Raw genomic sequence first — 17551 nt, 5'->3', positions numbered from 1 at the left:
ACCCGAAGGCCGGGGCACTCTGGGATAATGACCGGCTCAGGGCGTGCAGGGCGCGCCCGACCAGCCAACCGCGACCCCATGAAAGCCTCCCAGTTCTTCATCTCGACCCTGAAAGAAGCGCCCGCCGACGCGGAGATCGTCAGCCACAAGCTCATGATGCGTGCCGGCTTCATCAAGAAGCTGGGCGCCGGCCTGTACAACTACATGCCGATGGGCCTGCGCACGATCCGCAAGGTCGAGGCCATCATCCGCGACGAGCTGAACAAGGCGGGCGCCATCGAGCTGGTGATGCCCGTGGTGCAGCCCGCCGAGCTGTGGCAGGAGACCGGCCGCTTCGACAAGATGGGCGAAGAGCTGCTGCGCTTCAAGGATCGCCATGAGCGCGATTTCGTGATGCAGCCCACGGCCGAAGAGGTGGTGACCGACATCGCCCGCCAAGAGCTGCGCAGCTACCGCCAATTGCCCAAGAATTTCTACCAGATCCAGACCAAGTTCCGCGACGAGCGCCGCCCGCGCTTCGGCGTGATGCGCGGCCGCGAGTTCACGATGAAGGATGCCTACTCCTTCGACCGTGATGTGGAGGCTGCTGGCAAGAGCTATGACGCGATGTACGCGGCTTACACGCGCATCTTCCAGCGCCTGGGCCTGCAGTTCCGTGCCGTGGCCGCCGACACCGGTGCCATCGGCGGTGACCGCTCGCATGAGTTCCAGGTGATCGCCGACACCGGCGAAGACGCCATCATCTACTGCCCCACGGGCGACTACGCCGCCAACATCGAGCTGGCCGAGGCCCTGCCCCTGATTGCCCAGCGCGGTGCCGCGGCCGAGGCGCTCGAGAAGGTGGCCACCCCCGGCAAGAGCACCTGTGCCGATGTGGCCGAGCTGCTCGGCCTGCCTCTGGACCGCACCGTGAAGTCACTGGTGCTGGCCACGGACGAGACCAATGACAAGGGTGAGATCCTCAAGTCCACCGTGTGGCTGCTGCTGGTGCGTGGCGACCATGACCTGAACGAGGTCAAGGCCAGCAAGGTGGAGGGCCTGAAGGTCGGCTTCCGCTTCGCCACCGAAAAGGAAATCGTCGAGCACTTCGGCACCAAGCCCGGCTACCTCGGTCCGGTCAAGACAGCCAAGCCCCTCAAGGTGGTGGCCGATCGCACGGTGGCCAACATGGCCGATTTCGTCGTGGGTGCCAATGAAGAGGGCTTCCACATCCGCGGCGTGAACTGGGGCCGTGACCTGCCAGAGCCCGATCTGGTGGCCGACATCCGCAACGTGGTCGAGGGCGACCCCAGCCCCGATGGCAAGGGCGTGCTGGCCATCCAGCGCGGCATCGAGGTGGGCCACGTGTTCTACCTGGGCACCAAGTACTCCAAGGCCATGAATGCCACCTTCCTGGATGTCGACGGCAAGCCCAAGCATTTCGAGATGGGTTGCTATGGCATCGGGGTCACCCGCATCCTGGGCGCTGCCATCGAGCAGAAGTACGACGAGCGCGGCATCATCTGGCCCGACGCCATCGCACCCTTTGAGGTGGTGATCTGCCCTGTGGGCTATGACCGTTCTGAAGACGTGAAGGCCGTTGCCGACAAGCTCTACGCCGATCTGGGCGCGCAGGGCGTCGATGTGATCCTGGACGACCGCGGCGAGCGCCCTGGCGCCATGTTTGCCGACTGGGAGCTGATCGGCGTACCGCACCGCGTGGTGCTGGGCGACAAGGGCTTGAAGGAAGGCTTGGCTGAGTACCAGGGCCGCCAGGACAAGGAAGCCACCAAGGTGGCCGTGGGCGACATCGCCGCCCATGTGCTGGCGCAGCGCAAGGCCTGATCCCGGTGAGCACGGCTGTGCGGTATCACCTGGGCAGGTCCTTGCTGGGCCTGGCGCTGTTGGCCGGCTCGGTCACGCTGGCGCACGCCGGTGCCCAACGCGAAGAGCCGCTGGCAAACGCCGTGCGCACCGCGCTGTCGGCCGCCATTGCCCAGTCGGTGCCACCCGTGCCTGTGTTCGTGGACGATCGGCGCAAGGAGAGCTACGAGCGCTGGAAGCGTGGCGCGGGCGAACGCCTCAAGAAGCGCAAGCCTGATGACCTGGTGCGCGAGGAGTTCCTGCGCACCGTCTGGTACGAGGCCACGCGCGCGGGGCTGGACCCCACGCTGGTGCTGGGCCTGGTCGAGGTGGAAAGCGGCTTCCGCAAGTACGCCATCAGCGTGGCCGGCGCCCGTGGCTACATGCAGGTGATGCCGTTTTGGTCGCGCACCATCGGTGATGGCGATGCCGCCCGCCTGTTCCACATGCAGAGCAACCTGCGTTTCGGCTGCGTCATCCTGCGCCACTACCTGGACATCGAAAAGGGCGACCTCTTCCTGGCCCTGGGGCGCTACAACGGCAGCCGTGGCCGCCCTGAGTATCCCAACGCCGTGCTGGGCGCACGCAAGCGTTGGGAGAACGCCGTGGCCGAGGGCACGCCCCGCGTCGTGGCCAGTATCACTTCAGCGTCGCCAGGTACGCGATGAGGTCGGCGCGCTCCTGCGCGTCTTCCACCTTGAAATCCATCTGCTGGTTCGGCACGTAGGCATCAGGGTCGGCCAGCCAGCGGTCCAGCGTTTGCGGCGTCCAGCGGATGGTGGATCTTTTCAAGCCGGTGGAGTAGTCATAGCCGGGCGCGCTGCCCGCCAGCCGCCCCACCACCCCTTGGTGCAGGGGCCCGATGCGGTGGTGGTCGATGGCGTGGCATTCCAGGCATTGGGCTTGATACAGCCGCTGACCGACCTCTGCACGGCCTGTCAGCCCTGGGCGATCCGGCGGCTGCTGGACGGTGGCGCAAGCGCTGGCCAGCCCTGCAATGGCGATCAGCAGCCAAAACAGGGGCGGAATCTGTCGGAGGATTTGAAGATCGGACATGATGCCGTTTACGCAGCCTGGCCGAGGTCTGGATGCACTCCCATGCTTTCGGGGCCCGCTGCAATGATGACTCTGTCACGAAAGCGGTGGCGACGCCAGCCTCAGTGTGGCTTCACAGGCCATTCCATGCGCGGGGCTGTGCCTCGTCCAGGCCCAGCAGCGCCAGGGCGCGCTCGACGGTGTCGTCGATGATGTCGTCCAGTGTCTCAGGCCGGTGGTAGAAGGCCGGGAGCGGCGGGAACACGATGCCCCCCATCTCGGTCACGGACGTCATGTTGCGCAGGTGAGCCAGGTTGAATGGCGTCTCTCGCACCATCAGCAGCAGGCGGCGGCGCTCCTTGAGCGTCACATCCGCCGCGCGCGTCAGCAGGTTGTCGCCCAGACCGTGGGCCACGGCCGCCAGCGTCTTCATGGAGCAAGGTGCGATCACCATGGCGTCCGTGGCAAAACTGCCGCTGGCGATGCACGCACCCACATCACCCGGCGCATGGGCCTGGGTGGCCAGGGCCTCGAGCTCGCGCCGGTCCAGGCCAAGCTCGTGGTGGGTATTGAGGATGCCGGCGGGCGTGGCCACGAGGTGGGTTTCCACGTCCAGGGCCTGCGCACGCTTGAGCAGCCGCACACCATAGACGGCGCCGCTGGCGCCCGTCAGCCCGACGATCAGGCGACGCGGGCGCGCCGGCCTGGGAGCCGGGGAGGGCTCACTGACCACCAGCCAGGACCTGCTGCAGCTCGCCAGCCTGGTACATCTCCATCATGATGTCCGAGCCACCGACGAACTCGCCATTGATGTAGAGCTGCGGGATGGTCGGCCAGTTGGCGTATTCCTTGATGCCCTGGCGGATGCCTTCGTCTTCCAGCACGTTGACCGTGGTCACTTCGCCAGCGTTGCAGGCCTTGAGGATCTGCATGGCGCGGCCGGAAAAACCGCATTGCGGGAACTGGGCAGTGCCCTTCATGAAAAGAACGACCTTGTGGCCTTTGACCAGGTCGTCGATGCGTTGCTGTACGTCGCTCATGGTGCGATCACCGTTTGGGGAAATGGAAACAGGCCTGTTATAGCAGGCCTGTGCAATACCGTCCGGCGCTCGGATTTACGCTGCGCCGCAGGGGCCCGAGCGTATCAGAAAGCGTAGTTGACGCTGAACTTGATCACGGGGCGCAGACGCAGCTCGCGGATGATGTTTTCTACCCCCTCGTCACCCTGCAGCATGCGGCTGATGCGGTCGATGTTGTTGGAGTTGATGGAGATCAGGCCCAGATCGGCATTGAAGCGCCAGGCACTGTCTGTGCGCACGCCGTTCAATCGGGTGCTGTAGCCAGCCCCCAGGTAGGGTGAGGTGCGGTTCGCATCGTCCAGGGCATGATCCTGGGTGGGAGACGAGAGTGTGTCCAGCCGCTGCATGCTCAGGTTCAAGCCGGTGGCGCCTTGCTGGTCGCTGGGCCACCAGGGCATGTTGCTGGAACCGCGTACCAAGCCTGCCGTGGCCCGGAAGCCGCCGGCAAAGTAGTAATCGGACAGCACGTGCAGGCTGTAGACCTTCAGACCGTTGTAGGCGGGCTGGGCCAGCACGAAAGAGCTGCTCATCGGGTCGGCCGGGCGGTCCAGTACCACGCCGATCCGGCCCTCCCAGTGGGGCCAGAGGTTGTTGGTGGCCGGGTCGCGCAGGGCCAGGCCTTCGGCACCCCGGCTGCCTTGGCGGTTCATGTGCAGCCCGATGGAGGCCGTGGCCAGATCGCTGGTGAGCGTTGTGGTGGCCGTGCGCACCACCGCGTGGCCGGTGACGATGTTGGCAGGCATGGGGACCATCTGCGCGTGCGCCAGCATGCCCACGCCGGCCAGCAGGCCGCCGAGCAGGGAAGGGATCAAAGGGCGTACGGCTGACAGCATGGTGGTTCTCCGGAGCCGAAACCAAACCCGCAAGGGCGGGAGGGTTCATGGCTTCGATGCTATGTCGCTGCCCAAATTTTGTGGGGCCGATTTGCAACCGTTGGTGTCCCTTATTCCACGGTTGCCCATCCCTTGAGCTTGGGGGTATCGGGCGAACCCTTGGTGTCCATTGCAAGGGGTGCACGAAAACACGGCGTCGCTGGCGGAGCGGACACTCACATCAGCGTGCTCAAGTGCTTTGAGCGCTCAGGGAAACCGAGAGGGTGCCCAGGTCGCGGCGGCGTCGCGTGCTGCCGACGCCGCTCAGACATGTTCAGCCGCGCCAGCGTCCACCGGTACAGCGGGGCTGGCCGGCCAGGTCGTGGCGGGTGCTCACCTCGTCGAAGCCGGCTTCACGCAGAAGGGCCTGTACCTGACGGGCCTGGTCGTAGCCGTGCTCCAGCAGCAACCAGCCACCGGGCACGAGGTGAGCAGGCGCTGCGGCCACGATGTGGCGCAGGTCGTCCAGGCCATCGGGGCCGGCCGTGAGTGCCTGGCGGGGCTCGAAGCGCAGGGCGGGCAGGTGCGGATCGCCTTCGGCGATGTAGGGCGGGTTGCTCAGGATCAACTCGAACTGGCGCGTGCCCACCGGCTCGAACCAGGATCCGGCCAACAGCTCCAGCGGCAGGTTCAGGCGCCGGGCGTTGCCGCTGGCGATGGCCAGGGCCTCGGGGCTGGCGTCCACGGCGGTCAGGCTGGCGTGTGGGCGCCGCGAGCGCACCGCCAGGGCGATGGCGCCGCTGCCGGTGCCCAGGTCCAGCACGCGGGTGGGGGCCTCGGCTGGCAGCACGTCCAGCGCCCAGTCCACCAGTGTTTCAGTGTCGGGGCGGGGCACCAGCACCCCGGGTGCCACATTCAGGCTCAGGCCGTAGAACTCTTTGTCACCCACCAGGTAAGCCAGGGGTTCCCCCTGGGCGCGGCGGGCCACCAGTTCGGTGAAGCGGGCGGTGGTGTCCGGCGGCAGTGGGTCTGTGTCATGGCCCAGCAGCCAGCTGCGGGGCTGGCCGAGCAGGGCGCAGAGCAGCATCTGGGCATCGAGCCGGTCCACACCCTGCGCGCGCGCCTGCGCCAGGCCTTGCGCCACAGTCAGCTCAGACACCGGTGGCGGCTTCCAGTTCGGCCAGCTGGTCGGCGGCCTGTGCAGCCACCAGCGCGGCGATCACGTCGTCGAGTTCGCCTTCCATGATGGTCAGCAGCTTGTACAGCGTCAGGTTGATGCGGTGGTCCGTCAGCCGGCCCTGCGGGAAGTTGTAGGTGCGGATGCGGTCGGAGCGGTCGCCAGTGCCCACCAGGCTCTTGCGCGTGGCGGCCTCGCGGGCCTGGCGCTCGATGCGGTCCTTGTCGCGCAGGCGGGCGGCCAGCACGGCCAGGGCCTTGGCCTTGTTGCGGTGCTGGCTGCGGTCGTCCTGGCACTCGGCGACGATGCCTGTTGGGAGGTGCGTCACGCGCACGGCCGAATCGGTCTTGTTGATGTGCTGGCCGCCAGCGCCACTGGCGCGGTAGGTGTCGATGCGCAGGTCGGCCGGGTTGATCTGCACCTCTTCGGCCTCGTCGGGCTCGGGCAGCACGGCCACGGTGCAGGCACTGGTGTGGATGCGGCCCTGGGTTTCGGTGGCGGGAACGCGCTGCACGCGGTGGCCGCCGGATTCGAACTTCAGCTGGCCGTAGACCCCGGCGCCTTCGATGCGGAACACCACTTCCTTGTAGCCGCCCAGGTCGGATTCACTGGCCGACATCACTTCGCAGCGCCAGCCCTGGCGTTCGGCAAAGCGGGTGTACAGGCGCGCCAGGTCGCCCGCGAACAGGGCGGATTCATCCCCACCTGTGCCGGCACGGATCTCGACGAAGGCATTGCGTGCGTCGTCCGGGTCCTTGGGCAGCAGCGAGGTCTGCAGCTCGGCTTCCAGCTTGTCCAGATCGGCCTGGGCCTGGGCGGCCTCATCCTGTGCCATGGCCTTCATGTCGGGGTCGTCGGCCAGGTCCTGCAGCATCTGGCGGGCGGTGGCCAGGTCGTCGGTGCGCTGGGCGTGGCGGCGGGCCAGGTCGCACACACCGCTGACCTCGGCGTGTTCGCGCGACAGGTCGCGGTAGCGCTTGGGATCGGACGCGACGGTGCCGTCGGACAAGGCTGCATCCAGCTCGCGCAGACGGTGGGACAGGCGTTCCAGCGAGGCCGCCAGGGAAGGGGCGAGGCCGCTCATGCGGGATCGCTTTCCGAGCGGTCGGTGGGGGGCGAGGGGGGCAGGCCGGGGGGTACGTCCCCGCGCAGGAACATGCGCGCCACGGTGGAGGCCACCTGCGGCCGGTGCTGCGGCGCGGCGCTGTGCAACTCGGCCAGCGCACCGTGCAGCATCTTCTGGGTTAGTCCCTTGGAGAGGGCCTCCATCACGGCCTCGACGTCATCACCACGGGCCAGCAGCTTGCGCGCACGGGCGATCTCGCCGGCACGCCAGGCATCGGTCTGGGCCTGCAGGGCCTGGATCAGGGGCACGGTGGCGCGCTGGTCCAGCCAGTGAACGAAGCCCTGCACGCCAGTCTCGATGATGGCCTCGGCCTGGGCCACGGCGGCCTGGCGGCGCGCGCCGGCCGTCTGCACCAGCTCGCTCAGGTCATCGACGGTGTAGAGGTACACATCAGGCATCTGGCCCACTTCGGGTTCGATGTCGCGCGGCACGGCCAGGTCCACCATGAAGATAGGACGGTGCCGGCGGGCCTTGATGGCGCGCTCCATGGCGCCCAGCCCGATGATGGGCAGCGTGCTGGCCGTGCAGGAGACGACGATGTCGAACTCGTGCAGACGCTGGGGCAGGTCGGCCAGGCGCATGGCCTCGGCGCCCAGGTGGGAGGCCAGCTTCTCGCCACGCTCGAGCGTGCGGTTGGCCACGGCCATGCTGCGCGGCGTGCGGGCGGCGAAGTGCGTGGCGGTGAGTTCGATCATTTCGCCGGCGCCCACGAAAAGCACCTTGGTCTTGGCCAGGTTCTCGAACAGCTGGCCGGCCAGGCGCACGGCGGCCGCGGCCATGCTGATGGAGTGCTCGCCGATCTCGGTGGAGGTACGCACCTCCTTCGCGACGGCAAACGATCGCTGGAACAGCTGGTGCAGCGTGGTGCCCAGGGTGCCGGCGGCATCGGCCTCGCGCACGGCCTGCTTCATCTGCCCCAGGATCTGGGGCTCGCCCAGCACCATGGAATCGAGCCCGCTGGCCACCCGGAAGGCGTGCCGCGCGGCGGCGCCGCCTTCGAGCATGTAGGTGTGGCGCATCAGTTCGTCGGCGGAGACGCCGCCCACGTGGGCCAGCCAGCCCACGGCCTCGCGTTGGAGCACCAGGGGCGAACCGCTCAGGGCAGGCGCGGCGCAGTACAGCTCGGTGCGGTTGCAGGTGGACAGCAGCGCGGCCTCGGGGGCGTGCGCGGGGGCTTGCGATCCGCCCGCCAGGCGGGTGTGCAAGGTGCGCAGCGCAGGGCTCAACTGGTCCACCGCGAAGGCGAACCGACCGCGCAGATCAACCGCGGCGGTCGTGTGGTTGAGACCCAGGGCCAAGACACTCATGGGAGAAATTATAAAATCGTGGGTTTGGCGCGTGTCGGGTCAGGCCATTGAGCCTGTCGAAGACCGTCATTGTCGGGCATCTGGTTGCTCCGTGGTGCGAGAGAATGGCCCGACTTTGAGATGGCGCATGGGTTTCATGCGCCGTTTGCAGATGCTTATCACTCAGCCTTTGATCTGAGCCCTTGCGCCTCCGCGCCTTTTGTGTTGTTTTCCACGCCTTTCGAGCCCCGCTGTCCATGGGTTTTCTAGACGCCCTGATCCATCTGTTCAACTTCCTGTTGCCCGCCTTGGCCATGGCTTTGCTGTTGCCCTCATTGGCGCGCTTGCTGTGGTGGCGCACACTCAGAGGCCTGGGCTGGGTGCTGACCCGGCGAGTGGCTTTCGCGGGCGTGGCCGTGCTGGTGGCCGGCCTCGTCATCGCCGGGCGGGATGGCGCCATGGGCACCTACGCGGCCCTGGTGATTTCGGCCGCGCTGGTGGTCTGGTGGACCGGCTTCAAAGGGCGTGCATGACCTACAGCGTCAAGGAAATCTTCTACACCCTGCAAGGCGAGGGCACCCATGCGGGCCGGCCCGCCGTGTTCTGCCGTTTCGCAGGGTGCAATCTGTGGACGGGGCGTGAAGAAGACCGTCCCAAGGCCATCTGCCAGTTCTGCGACACCGATTTCGTCGGCACCGACGGGCTGGGTGGCGGCAAGTTCGGCACCGCACAGGATCTGGCGGCGCGCATCGCCTCGTTCTGGCCCGACACGGCCCAGGGCCGCGACGGCCGGCGCTTCGTGGTGCTCACCGGTGGCGAACCGCTGCTGCAGGTCGATGTCGAGCTGATCGAAGCCTTGCATGCCCAAGGCTTCGAGATCGCCGTCGAAACCAACGGCACGGTGGCCGCGCCGCCTGGGCTCGACTGGATCTGCGTGAGCCCCAAGGCCGGTTCGACCCTGGTGCAGACTTCGGGGCATGAGCTGAAGCTGGTGGTGCCCCAGGCGGGATTCGACGACGCGAAGCTGGCCGAATTCGAAGCCATGGATTTCGTGCAGCGCCGCGTGCAGCCCATGGACAGCGCATCGCCCGAGGCCCGCCGCCACGCCACCGAGTGGGCCGTGCAATGGTGCCTGGACCACCCACGCTGGATGCTGAGCGTGCAGACCCATAAAACACTGGGCATCCGCTGAGGACGCCACCCCTTATGTTCGAACTGAGCCAGACCTTCACCTTCGACGCCGCCCACACGCTCAAACGCCAGGTGGGCGCTGAAGAAGCCGCCGGCAGCCGCCGCATCCATGGCCACACTTACACGGCCGAGGTCACGGTGCGTGGCGAACGCCAGCCGGAATCGGGCATGGTGGTCGACCTGGCCCATCTGCGCGCCGTGATCGCTGCGGTGCGCGAACAACTGGACCATCACTTCCTGGACGAGGTGTCCGGCCTGGGCGCGCCCACGCTGGAGAACCTCTGCGTCTTCATCTATGCCCAGGTGCATCTGCAGCTGCCGCAGGTCTCGGCCGTCAGCGTGTCTCGCGCCGCCGGTGACCGCTGCGTTTACCGGCCCGCTGCGGCCTGATCGGGCAGGCCATGGACTGGTCTGAACGCAGCCGCCGCGCCGTGTGGCACCCCTGCACGCAGATGAAGGTGCACGACACCCACCCCCCGCGCCCCATCGTGTCGGCCCAGGGCCCCTGGCTGGTCGATGACCGCGGTCACCGCATCCTCGATGCTGTCAGTTCATGGTGGGTGAACCTGTTCGGCCACGGTTTTGCACCGATCCGCGAGGCGATCGCCGATCAGCTGCAGCGCGTCGATCACATCATGCTGGCCGGCCTCACGCACCCGCCAGTGGTGGAGCTGTCTGAACGATTGGGTCAGCTCACCGGCCTGGGCCACGCGTTCTACGCCAGCGATGGCGCCAGCGCCACCGAGATCGCGCTGAAGATGAGTGCGCACAGCTGGCGCAACCGCGGTCGCGAAGGAAAGCACCGCTTCATCTGCTTGCAGGGGGGCTACCACGGAGAAACCGCCGGCGCCTTGTCCGTCACCGACATCCCGCTGTTCCGCGAGTCTTACGCGCCACTGCTGCGCCTGAGCGCCACCCTGCCATCACCTGATCCGCGCCATGCCGCACCCGGCGTGAGCCCGGCCCAGCACACGCAGCATTGCATCGACGCGCTGGCCGCCTACCTCGATGAGCACCATGCGCAGATTGCCGCGCTGATCCTGGAGCCGCTCATCCAGGGCGCGGCCGGCATGGGCATGTACCTGCCTGACTACCTCAGCGCCGTGCGCCGCCTGTGCGACCAGTACGAAGTGCACTGGATCGCCGACGAGATCGCCGTGGGCTTCGGCCGCACGGGCACGATGTTCGCACACCAGCAGGCCCTGGGCGATGACGGCGTGCCCGTCAAGCCCGACTTCATCTGCCTGAGCAAAGGCCTGACGGGCGGCGTGTTGCCGCTCTCGGCCGTGTTGACAACGGACGAGGTCTACCAGGCCTTCTGGGACGACCGCACCACGCACGGCTTCCTGCATTCGCACTCGTACACCGGCAACCCGCTGGCCTGTCGCGCAGCACTGGCCGTGCTGGACACCTTTGCCGACAGCGATGTGCTGGGCGACAACCGCCGTGCAGCCGAGCGGCTGGACGAGCTGGCACAGCCCATCACCGACCATCCTCGCGTGAAGACTTCGCGCCGCCTGGGGATGGTCTGGGCCTGGGATGTGGACGTGGCCGACCCTACCTTCGCCTCGCGTTACCACCGCGCCGCTTTGGATGAGGGCCTGCTGCTGAGGCCCATCGGCCCCACGCTTTATTTCATGCCACCCTATGTGCTGGGCGAGGCCGAACAGCGCCACCTGGCCGAAGGCGCCTTGCGTGTGCTGGACCGTGTGCTGGCCGAAGAGGGCAGTGCTGCGGCCCAGGCCAGCGAGGTGGCTGTGCCATGACCGCCTATTTCGTCACAGGCACCGACACCGGTGTCGGCAAGACCCGCAGCAGCTGTGCCTTGATCCACGCGCTGCGTCGCGATCACCAGCGCGTTGTCGGCATGAAGCCGGTGGCTGCGGGCTGCGACTGGATCGAGGGCGTGGATGGCCACCCTGGCCAATGGCTCAATGAAGACGTGGCCGCGCTGCGCGCCGCCTCCAGCCTGAAAGTGCCGCCCGCCTTCGACAACCCCTATGCCTTGCCCGATGCCGTGTCGCCGCACATCGCCGCGCGCAATGCGGGCGCGGTGATCGACATCGGTCACATCGAGGCCAGCTTCCATGCACTCAGCCAGCACGTCGATGCGGTGGTGGTGGAAGGGGCGGGCGGTTTCATCGTGCCGCTGCACGAGTCCCCTGGCGAGTTCGCCTCCAGCGCCGACCTGGCCCAGCGCCTGCGCCTGCCCGTGATCCTGGTGGTGGGCTTGCGCCTGGGCTGCCTGAACCACGCGCTGTTGACGCAGGAGAGCATCGTGGCGCGCGGCCTGACGCTGGCCGGCTGGGTGGCCAATGTGGTGGATGCCGACATGCCCGAGCAGGAGGCCAATCTGCGCACCCTGAGGGATCATATGCAGGCGCCGATGCTGGCGCATTGGGGCTGGGATCCGGCCGCTGAGCCGGCGCAGTTGGCGCAGACCCTGGCCTTGCCTTGAGTGCACCTTGAACAGGCCCGCCGACAATGATCTGCTGAGCGGCCAACGTGCCTGCGGCATCGCCGCTGGCATGAGCGTGTGGACACCCTCGGGCTGCACCACACGCTGGACTTCCCCGGAGAACGGAGACCAGCAGCCGGTCTTCCTGATCTACAGCATCACCAAGACCTTCATTGCCTGCCTACTGCTGCAGTTGGCCGAGGCCGGGCAGTTGGATCTGGACGCGCCGGTGAAGCCGCTGTGGCAGGGCCCGCCACTGCCGGGGTCATTCAGCGATGCGGTCACCACGCGCCGGTTGCTGAACCACACCGCTGGCCTCCCGGACTATGGCGGGCTGAAGGCGTACCACGCTCAAGTGCGCGAACACCCGGGCCAACCGTGGACGGCGGGCGAATTCATAGAGGCTACCCTGATCCAGCCCTGGTCGGTGCCCGAGCCGGCGCGCTTTGCCTACAGCAACCCCGGCTACATGCTGCTGCGGCACCTGCTGGAAACCGTGGGTGGCGAGCCGTGGACGCAGCAACTGACCAAGCGTGTGTGTCAGCCTTTGGGCCTGATCCACACCACCGTGGCTTCGGATACCGCAGATCTCCTTCCCTTGGCCCCTGGTCTTTCACGAGTGATCGCCGATGGCGATGGCTGGTTGGATGTGCGGGGCCGTTACCACCCAGGGTGGGTGTCCCATGGCGTCATCGCTTCGACCGCATCGGACGTGACAGCCTTTCTGCATGGGCTGTTCTCGGGCCGGTTGCTCCAGCCCGGCAGCCTGGCCGCCATGCTCGATGCTGTGCCGGTCGGGGCGGCGGGCGGCCGCTGGCGCCAACCCCGCTATGGCCTGGGCCTGATGGTCGATCCGGCCATGGAGCCCGGCCCCGTGCGCGGCCACAACGGCGGCGGCCCGGGCTACAGCGCCAGCGCCTTCGGTCTTTGGCGTGCTGGTGTCTTGCAAGGCATCGCCACGTCCATCGTGGGCGGGGGCGAGCACGCTGAGGCCGAAAGGCTCACTTTCGAGGCGCTGACACGACTGGCCTGACGCGGTGCCCGCCTTAACTCGCTGGCGGTCAGGGGTTTTAGCCATGTGCCTAAGATGTTCTGAACACCTCGGGAGCGCCATCATGGACCACCAAGTCATCCACACCGACGACCACGAAGAAGCCATCGGTGCCCATGCCGGATTCCGCATCCGCGTGCTCGTCGCCTGGGATGCCTCTTCAAGGCAGTTCAGCGTCCACGCCTACGTGAGGGGTTCCGAAACCGAGGAAGAGGTGGAGGTGGACACGCAAGGCAGACGATTTGCGTTGATCCAGGACGCGCAGGACCATGGATTTGCCGCAGCCACCCGCTGGATCGACCTGCAGGCCGGCGGGTGAAGCCCCAAGGCGCATCCTCAAAAGACGCCCAGCGCCAGCCCTGCCGCCATCGCCTCACCCAGCGCCCGGCATCGTTCCAGATCGTCTTCGCCGATCTGCTTGGGCGCCAGGATGGCCTCGGGCGTCTGCGCATGCGTGCACACGATCAGCGGCTCTGCCACTGGCTTGAGCCGCCAGCCCGTGGCGATGCGCTCGATCTGCCGCACGGCGTTGTGCCCGTCGCTGCCTGCACACACCAGGCAGGCGTAGGGGCGGCCATTGAGGTGGTCCAGCGCGGCATAGTAGCTGCGGTCGAAGAAATCCTTCAGTTGTCCGCTGATGGCGGCCAGGTTCTCGGGCGTGGCGAAGATCAGGCCGTCGGAGGCCAGCACATCCTCCGGTCCAGCCTGTGCCGCCTGCAGCACGTGCACGGCCACGCCTTCTTCGGCCGTGGCGCCCACCTGGGCGGCCTCGACCATCTGGCGCGTGCCACCCGTCATGGAGTGGTAGACGATCAGCAGGGTCTTGGTGGTGCTCATGCGCGCAGCATACCGTTGCATCAAACTCAGCGGGTGCTCAGGTTCAGTGCCAACACGCCCAGCACGATGAACGTCAGCCCGAGCAGCCGAGACCAGGTGAACGCTTCCTGGAAGCACAGCATGCCGATCGCGGCTGTGAGTGCCGTGCCGCTTCCTGCCCACACCGCATAGGCCAGCCCCATCTCAAGCTGCCTGACTGAAACTGACATCAACCAGATGGCGCAGCCGTAGCACAGCACGACAGCGATCGAAGGCCATGGCTTGGTCAAGCCGTCTGCGGCACGAAGAGCCAGCGTGCCGAGCACTTCGGCTACCACGCTGGCCAGCAACGCCAGCCAGGCAAGGTTAGAGGGATTCATGGAACAGCGCTCCGTGGCCAGCGCCTGTACCGGGCGCGGCCAAGAGACCTGGGAGCGGTACCCTGAACATGCGAAGCTTATCAGCCATGGGACCAGAGGTCGACATACCTCGGTGCCGGCCCATCAAAGCCAGACTCGGCCACCGCGGGCAAGCGCTGCTCGCGCAATGGCAGCACGCCGGCCCACACCGGCAGTGCCAGATCCTCATCCTTGTCACGCGGCCCCCAGTCGCGGATCTTGGCCGCCGCTTCGAACAGCGGGATGCCCAGCACCGTGGTGGCCTTGAGCTCAGACGCATCCGGCGCCCGCGCATGTTCGCGCCGCCCTGGCGCGATGTGGTCCATCAGCGCATCCAGCACGGCGGGCTTGTCGGCCTCGGCCACCACGCTGAAGCAGCCATGGATCACCACCGAGCGGTAGTTCATCGAATGCGAGAAAGCTGAGCGCGCCATCACCAAGCCGTCCAGATGCGTGATGGTGACGCAGGCCGGAGCGCCCTCGGCCAGTCGCTTCATCATGCGGCTGCCGTTGGATCCATGCACGTACAGGGTGTGGCCCACACGCCAGCTGGCGGTGGGGATGCACAGCACGTTGTCGCCATCTGCGAAGGCCACGTGGCACACCCAGGCCGCGTCCACGATGGCATGGACCGTGGCTTCGTCGTAATGCGCACGCTCGGCGGCGCGGCGTACACGGCTTCGGGCAGAAGGTGGGAGATGGGGCGGCAAGGCGGGGGACAGGGTGTCGTTTGGCATGCTGATGATGAGCGGATGGTGTGGATGGACAGGCCGCATCTTGAGCAATCCATGGCACCATTGAAAGAGCCATAATCTGCAAGAATGATGGAGCCACGACATTGGCCGATCTCGACCTCGTCATCGACCGCCGGCAATTCAAGCGCCGCCACAGCGTGCCCGCCCAGCGGCGCCTTTATCTCGCACTGCGCGATGCCATCCTGGCCGGGCGCCTGCAGCCTGGCGCTTTGCTCCCCTCCAGCCGCGTGCTGGCCCAGGATCTGGGCATGGCGCGAAACACCGCCATCCATGCCTACGAGTTGCTGGCCGCGGAGGGCTATGTGCAGGCCACGCGGCAAGGCACGGTGGTGTCTGCTTTCGGTGTCATGCCCCCATTGCCTGATCACGAGGCTTCGGCGCCCGCTGAAGTCTCGGCCTTTGCTGCCGGCCTGTCTCAGCGCGTTGCAGGCCGAGGGCGCGTGCGCCGTCCTGAAGATGATCTGTTGCCTTTCATGCCTGGCACTCCCGCCCTGGATTCCTTCCCGTTTGACACGTGGCGGCGGTTGGTGGACCGCGCCCAGCGCCAGGCCGCTGCCCAGGATCTGGGCTACCGCCATGCGGCGGGCGAGCCCGAGTTGCGACAGGCCATCGCAACCCATCTGCGCGCAGCGCGCGGCGTGCGTTGCCACGCCGACCAGGTGATCGTGACCGATGGCACCCAGCACAGCCTGGATCTCTGCGCCCACCTGCTGGCCGACCCGGGGGATCGCGTGTGGATGGAGCATCCTGGTTACGGCGGTGCGCGCACCGCCTTTTCCGCAGCGGGGCTGGTGCAGGTGCCCATCACCGTCGACGCCGAGGGGCAGCAGGCCATGGACGCGCTGTGGCGCACCCAGCCGCCGCGCCTGGTCTATGCCACGCCCTCGCACCAGTATCCGTTGGGATCTGTGCTTCCACTGTCGCGCCGCCTGGCTTTGATCGATCAGGCGCGCCGCCATGCCGCGTGGATCCTGGAAGACGACTACGACAGCGAGTTCCGGCACGATGGTCCGCCTCTGGCCGCCATGCAGGGCCTGGTGGATGACGCACCCGTGGTCTACCTGGGCACCTTCAGCAAATCCATGTTCCCGGGTCTGCGCCTGGGCTTCATCGTGATGCCGGCCGCCCTGGCAGACCGCGCGGTGGCGGTGGTGGGTGATCTGGGCCGGCGGGGGCGCGTGGCCGAGCAACGCGCATTGGCTGCCTTCATCCAGGATGGGCATTTCGCGCGTCACCTGCGTCGGATGCGCCGGCTGTACGCGGCACGTCAGCAGGCCTTGCGAGAAGCGCTGGATCGGCATTGGCCCGTCGAAGGAACCGTGCTGGGCGGGCAGGGCGGCATGCACTTGGTGTTGAGCTTGCCAGACACGCAAACGGATTCAGCGGTCGCTGAACGCGCGTTCGCCCTGGGCCTCAGCCCGCGCCCCTTGTCGTTCTATGGGACGCCAGGGGGGCTGCAGGGATTCAACGGTCTCGTGATGGGTTATGCGCATGTGCCTGCGGACGCAGTTGCCGCGCATGTCAAGACCATGGCCAGGGCGCTCCTCGAAGTTAACGGCCCATTGCTGTCGCCAATCAATATCTCCACAAGTAACTAAATTCCCCCTATACAGGGGGTAGAGAGGTACTCAATAAATACGCATATCGTTATGAAGAATACTCAGGCGAAGAGTGAATAAGCTGGCGTGCTGGGGCTGAAAATATGAAGGTGAAGCGTTCTTGTCGTTTTCAGTTGTAACAACTCACGGATTCCACGGTCTTATGGGGTGTGCGAGGATGCGTCAGATATTGTGAAGATGCGCTTGGTCAATTCGGTCAGGTTCGCATACGAAAAGCTCCGTAGCGCTTTGAACGCGCACGTCAGGAAATAAACCAGTATGTCGAGTGCTCCCACCCTGTCCCGCCATTCCCAATGGCTTGCCTCCTCTGATTTACCCACCGAGCATGGGCTCTTTTCCATGCACGTGTTTCGCACCACCAGCGGTGACGCCACCAATGGTTTGCGTGAGCACGTCGCGCTGGTCCACGGCGATGTCGCCGGGCAGACCGGTCTGCCCGTGCGCGTACATTCCGAATGCATCACTGGCGAGGTTTTCCGATCGCTCAAATGCGACTGCGGCGATCAACTGGACAAGGCCATGGCCGAGATCGTCCGCCAGGGCGCCGGCATCATCCTGTACCTGCGGCAGGAAGGCCGTGGCATCGGCCTGACAAACAAGATACGCGCCTACCACCTGCAATCGCGCGGCTACGACACCGTCGACGCCAACCGCATGCTGGGCCTGCCGGATGACGCCCGCTCCTATGAGGTCGTGCCCGAGATGCTGGCCCACTTCGGCGTGCCCAGCATCAGCCTGATGACCAACAATCCAGACAAGGTGGCCAAGCTCACCGCGTTGGGTGTGAAGGTCGATCGCCGTCGCCCCGTCATCACTGTGCCCAACACGCATTCGGTGGGCTATTTCGAAGCCAAGCGCACCCGGATGGGTCATGCGTTGCCGCAATCCCTGGCCATCAGCGAGTAA

The 17551-nt window shown here is 66.6% G+C and carries 21 protein-coding genes; 11 read left to right on the top strand and 10 right to left on the bottom strand.

The window, feature by feature from the left end; all coding sequences use genetic code 11:
* The first annotated feature begins 78 nt into the window (after positions 1-78).
* Together EIP75_RS08885 and EIP75_RS08880 are read left to right on the top strand one after the other, a co-directional pair.
* Positions 79-1824 (top strand): proline--tRNA ligase, encoded by a 1746-nt coding sequence (locus EIP75_RS08885; RefSeq protein ID WP_125242910.1) that lies wholly within the window; start codon positions 79-81, stop codon positions 1822-1824.
* 5 nt (positions 1825-1829) lie between these two features.
* Positions 1830-2510 (top strand): lytic transglycosylase domain-containing protein, encoded by a 681-nt coding sequence (locus tag EIP75_RS08880; protein WP_420797155.1) that lies wholly within the window; start codon positions 1830-1832, stop codon positions 2508-2510.
* Here the strand turns inward: EIP75_RS08880 and EIP75_RS08875 are convergent.
* From EIP75_RS08875 to hemA, 7 genes are all read right to left on the bottom strand, one after another.
* Complete coding sequence (locus EIP75_RS08875; protein WP_125242908.1) at positions 2482-2898, bottom strand: c-type cytochrome; 417 nt, start codon at positions 2896-2898, stop codon at positions 2482-2484. The genes EIP75_RS08880 and EIP75_RS08875 overlap by 29 nt on opposite strands.
* Positions 2899-3010: 112 nt before the next feature.
* On the bottom strand, positions 3011-3610 hold the full coding sequence (locus EIP75_RS08870) for a UbiX family flavin prenyltransferase (protein ID WP_125242907.1): 600 nt from the start codon (positions 3608-3610) through the stop codon (positions 3011-3013).
* Positions 3600-3917: a Grx4 family monothiol glutaredoxin gene (gene grxD, locus EIP75_RS08865; protein ID WP_125242906.1), complete on the bottom strand. Its 318-nt coding sequence runs from the start codon at positions 3915-3917 to the stop codon at positions 3600-3602. Before grxD ends, EIP75_RS08870 begins: the two co-directional genes overlap by 11 nt.
* A gap of 104 nt (positions 3918-4021) precedes the next feature.
* The gene (locus EIP75_RS08860; RefSeq protein WP_125242905.1) at positions 4022-4789 is read right to left on the bottom strand and encodes a hypothetical protein; all 768 of its coding nucleotides are present in this window, start codon (positions 4787-4789) and stop codon (positions 4022-4024) included.
* A 313-nt stretch (positions 4790-5102) separates the two neighbouring features.
* Positions 5103-5927 carry a peptide chain release factor N(5)-glutamine methyltransferase gene (gene prmC / locus EIP75_RS08855; RefSeq protein ID WP_125242904.1) on the bottom strand — a complete coding sequence of 275 codons (825 nt, stop codon included), beginning with the start codon at positions 5925-5927 and terminating at the stop codon, positions 5103-5105.
* Positions 5920-7029, bottom strand: coding sequence for a peptide chain release factor 1 (gene prfA, locus EIP75_RS08850; RefSeq protein WP_125242903.1), 1110 nt, complete (start codon positions 7027-7029; stop codon positions 5920-5922). The genes prmC and prfA overlap by 8 nt, the downstream gene beginning before the upstream one ends.
* Positions 7026-8378 carry a glutamyl-tRNA reductase gene (gene hemA / locus EIP75_RS08845; protein ID WP_125242902.1) on the bottom strand — a complete coding sequence of 451 codons (1353 nt, stop codon included), beginning with the start codon at positions 8376-8378 and terminating at the stop codon, positions 7026-7028. Before hemA ends, prfA begins: the two co-directional genes overlap by 4 nt.
* 236 nt (positions 8379-8614) lie before the next feature.
* Here hemA and EIP75_RS08840 point away from each other — a divergent pair, with 236 nt between their 5' ends.
* From EIP75_RS08840 to EIP75_RS08810, 7 genes are all read left to right on the top strand, one after another.
* Positions 8615-8890, top strand: coding sequence for a hypothetical protein (locus EIP75_RS08840; RefSeq protein ID WP_125242901.1), 276 nt, complete (start codon positions 8615-8617; stop codon positions 8888-8890).
* Entirely contained in the window at positions 8887-9549 is a 663-nt protein-coding gene (gene queE / locus EIP75_RS08835) for a 7-carboxy-7-deazaguanine synthase (RefSeq protein WP_125242900.1), read from the top strand. The genes EIP75_RS08840 and queE overlap by 4 nt, the downstream gene beginning before the upstream one ends.
* A gap of 14 nt (positions 9550-9563) precedes the next feature.
* On the top strand, positions 9564-9938 hold the full coding sequence (locus EIP75_RS08830; protein ID WP_125242899.1) for a 6-carboxytetrahydropterin synthase: 375 nt from the start codon (positions 9564-9566) through the stop codon (positions 9936-9938).
* An 11-nt stretch (positions 9939-9949) separates the two neighbouring features.
* Positions 9950-11314: an adenosylmethionine--8-amino-7-oxononanoate transaminase gene (gene bioA / locus EIP75_RS08825; RefSeq protein ID WP_125242898.1), complete on the top strand. Its 1365-nt coding sequence runs from the start codon at positions 9950-9952 to the stop codon at positions 11312-11314.
* The gene (gene bioD / locus EIP75_RS08820) at positions 11311-12006 is read left to right on the top strand and encodes a dethiobiotin synthase (protein ID WP_125242897.1); all 696 of its coding nucleotides are present in this window, start codon (positions 11311-11313) and stop codon (positions 12004-12006) included. The genes bioA and bioD overlap by 4 nt, the downstream gene beginning before the upstream one ends.
* Before the next feature lie 7 nt (positions 12007-12013).
* Positions 12014-13039, top strand: a complete 1026-nt coding sequence (locus EIP75_RS08815) for a serine hydrolase domain-containing protein (protein ID WP_125242896.1) — start codon at positions 12014-12016, stop codon at positions 13037-13039.
* An 82-nt stretch (positions 13040-13121) separates the two neighbouring features.
* A complete protein-coding gene (locus tag EIP75_RS08810) occupies positions 13122-13376 on the top strand; it encodes a hypothetical protein (RefSeq protein WP_125242895.1) in 255 nt (84 codons plus the stop codon).
* Positions 13377-13393: 17 nt separating this feature from the next.
* Here EIP75_RS08810 and EIP75_RS08805 read toward each other — a convergent pair whose 3' ends face one another.
* From EIP75_RS08805 to EIP75_RS08795, 3 genes are all read right to left on the bottom strand, one after another.
* A complete protein-coding gene (locus EIP75_RS08805; protein ID WP_125242894.1) occupies positions 13394-13894 on the bottom strand; it encodes a flavodoxin family protein in 501 nt (166 codons plus the stop codon).
* A 26-nt stretch (positions 13895-13920) separates the two neighbouring features.
* Positions 13921-14253 (bottom strand): DMT family transporter, encoded by a 333-nt coding sequence (locus EIP75_RS08800; protein WP_125242893.1) that lies wholly within the window; start codon positions 14251-14253, stop codon positions 13921-13923.
* A gap of 80 nt (positions 14254-14333) precedes the next feature.
* On the bottom strand, positions 14334-15008 hold the full coding sequence (locus tag EIP75_RS08795) for a pyridoxamine 5'-phosphate oxidase family protein (RefSeq protein ID WP_125242892.1): 675 nt from the start codon (positions 15006-15008) through the stop codon (positions 14334-14336).
* A 101-nt stretch (positions 15009-15109) separates the two neighbouring features.
* Here EIP75_RS08795 and pdxR point away from each other — a divergent pair, with 101 nt between their 5' ends.
* Entirely contained in the window at positions 15110-16624 is a 1515-nt protein-coding gene (pdxR, locus tag EIP75_RS08790; protein ID WP_125242891.1) for a MocR-like pyridoxine biosynthesis transcription factor PdxR, read from the top strand.
* Positions 16625-16903: 279 nt separating this feature from the next.
* Positions 16904-17551: a GTP cyclohydrolase II gene (ribA, locus tag EIP75_RS08785; protein ID WP_125242890.1), complete on the top strand. Its 648-nt coding sequence runs from the start codon at positions 16904-16906 to the stop codon at positions 17549-17551.

The organism is Aquabacterium soli, from assembly GCF_003933735.1.
Taxonomy (GTDB): Bacteria; Pseudomonadota; Gammaproteobacteria; order Burkholderiales; family Burkholderiaceae_C; genus Aquabacterium; species Aquabacterium soli.
This window is presented reverse-complemented; position numbering and strand designations above follow the sequence as displayed.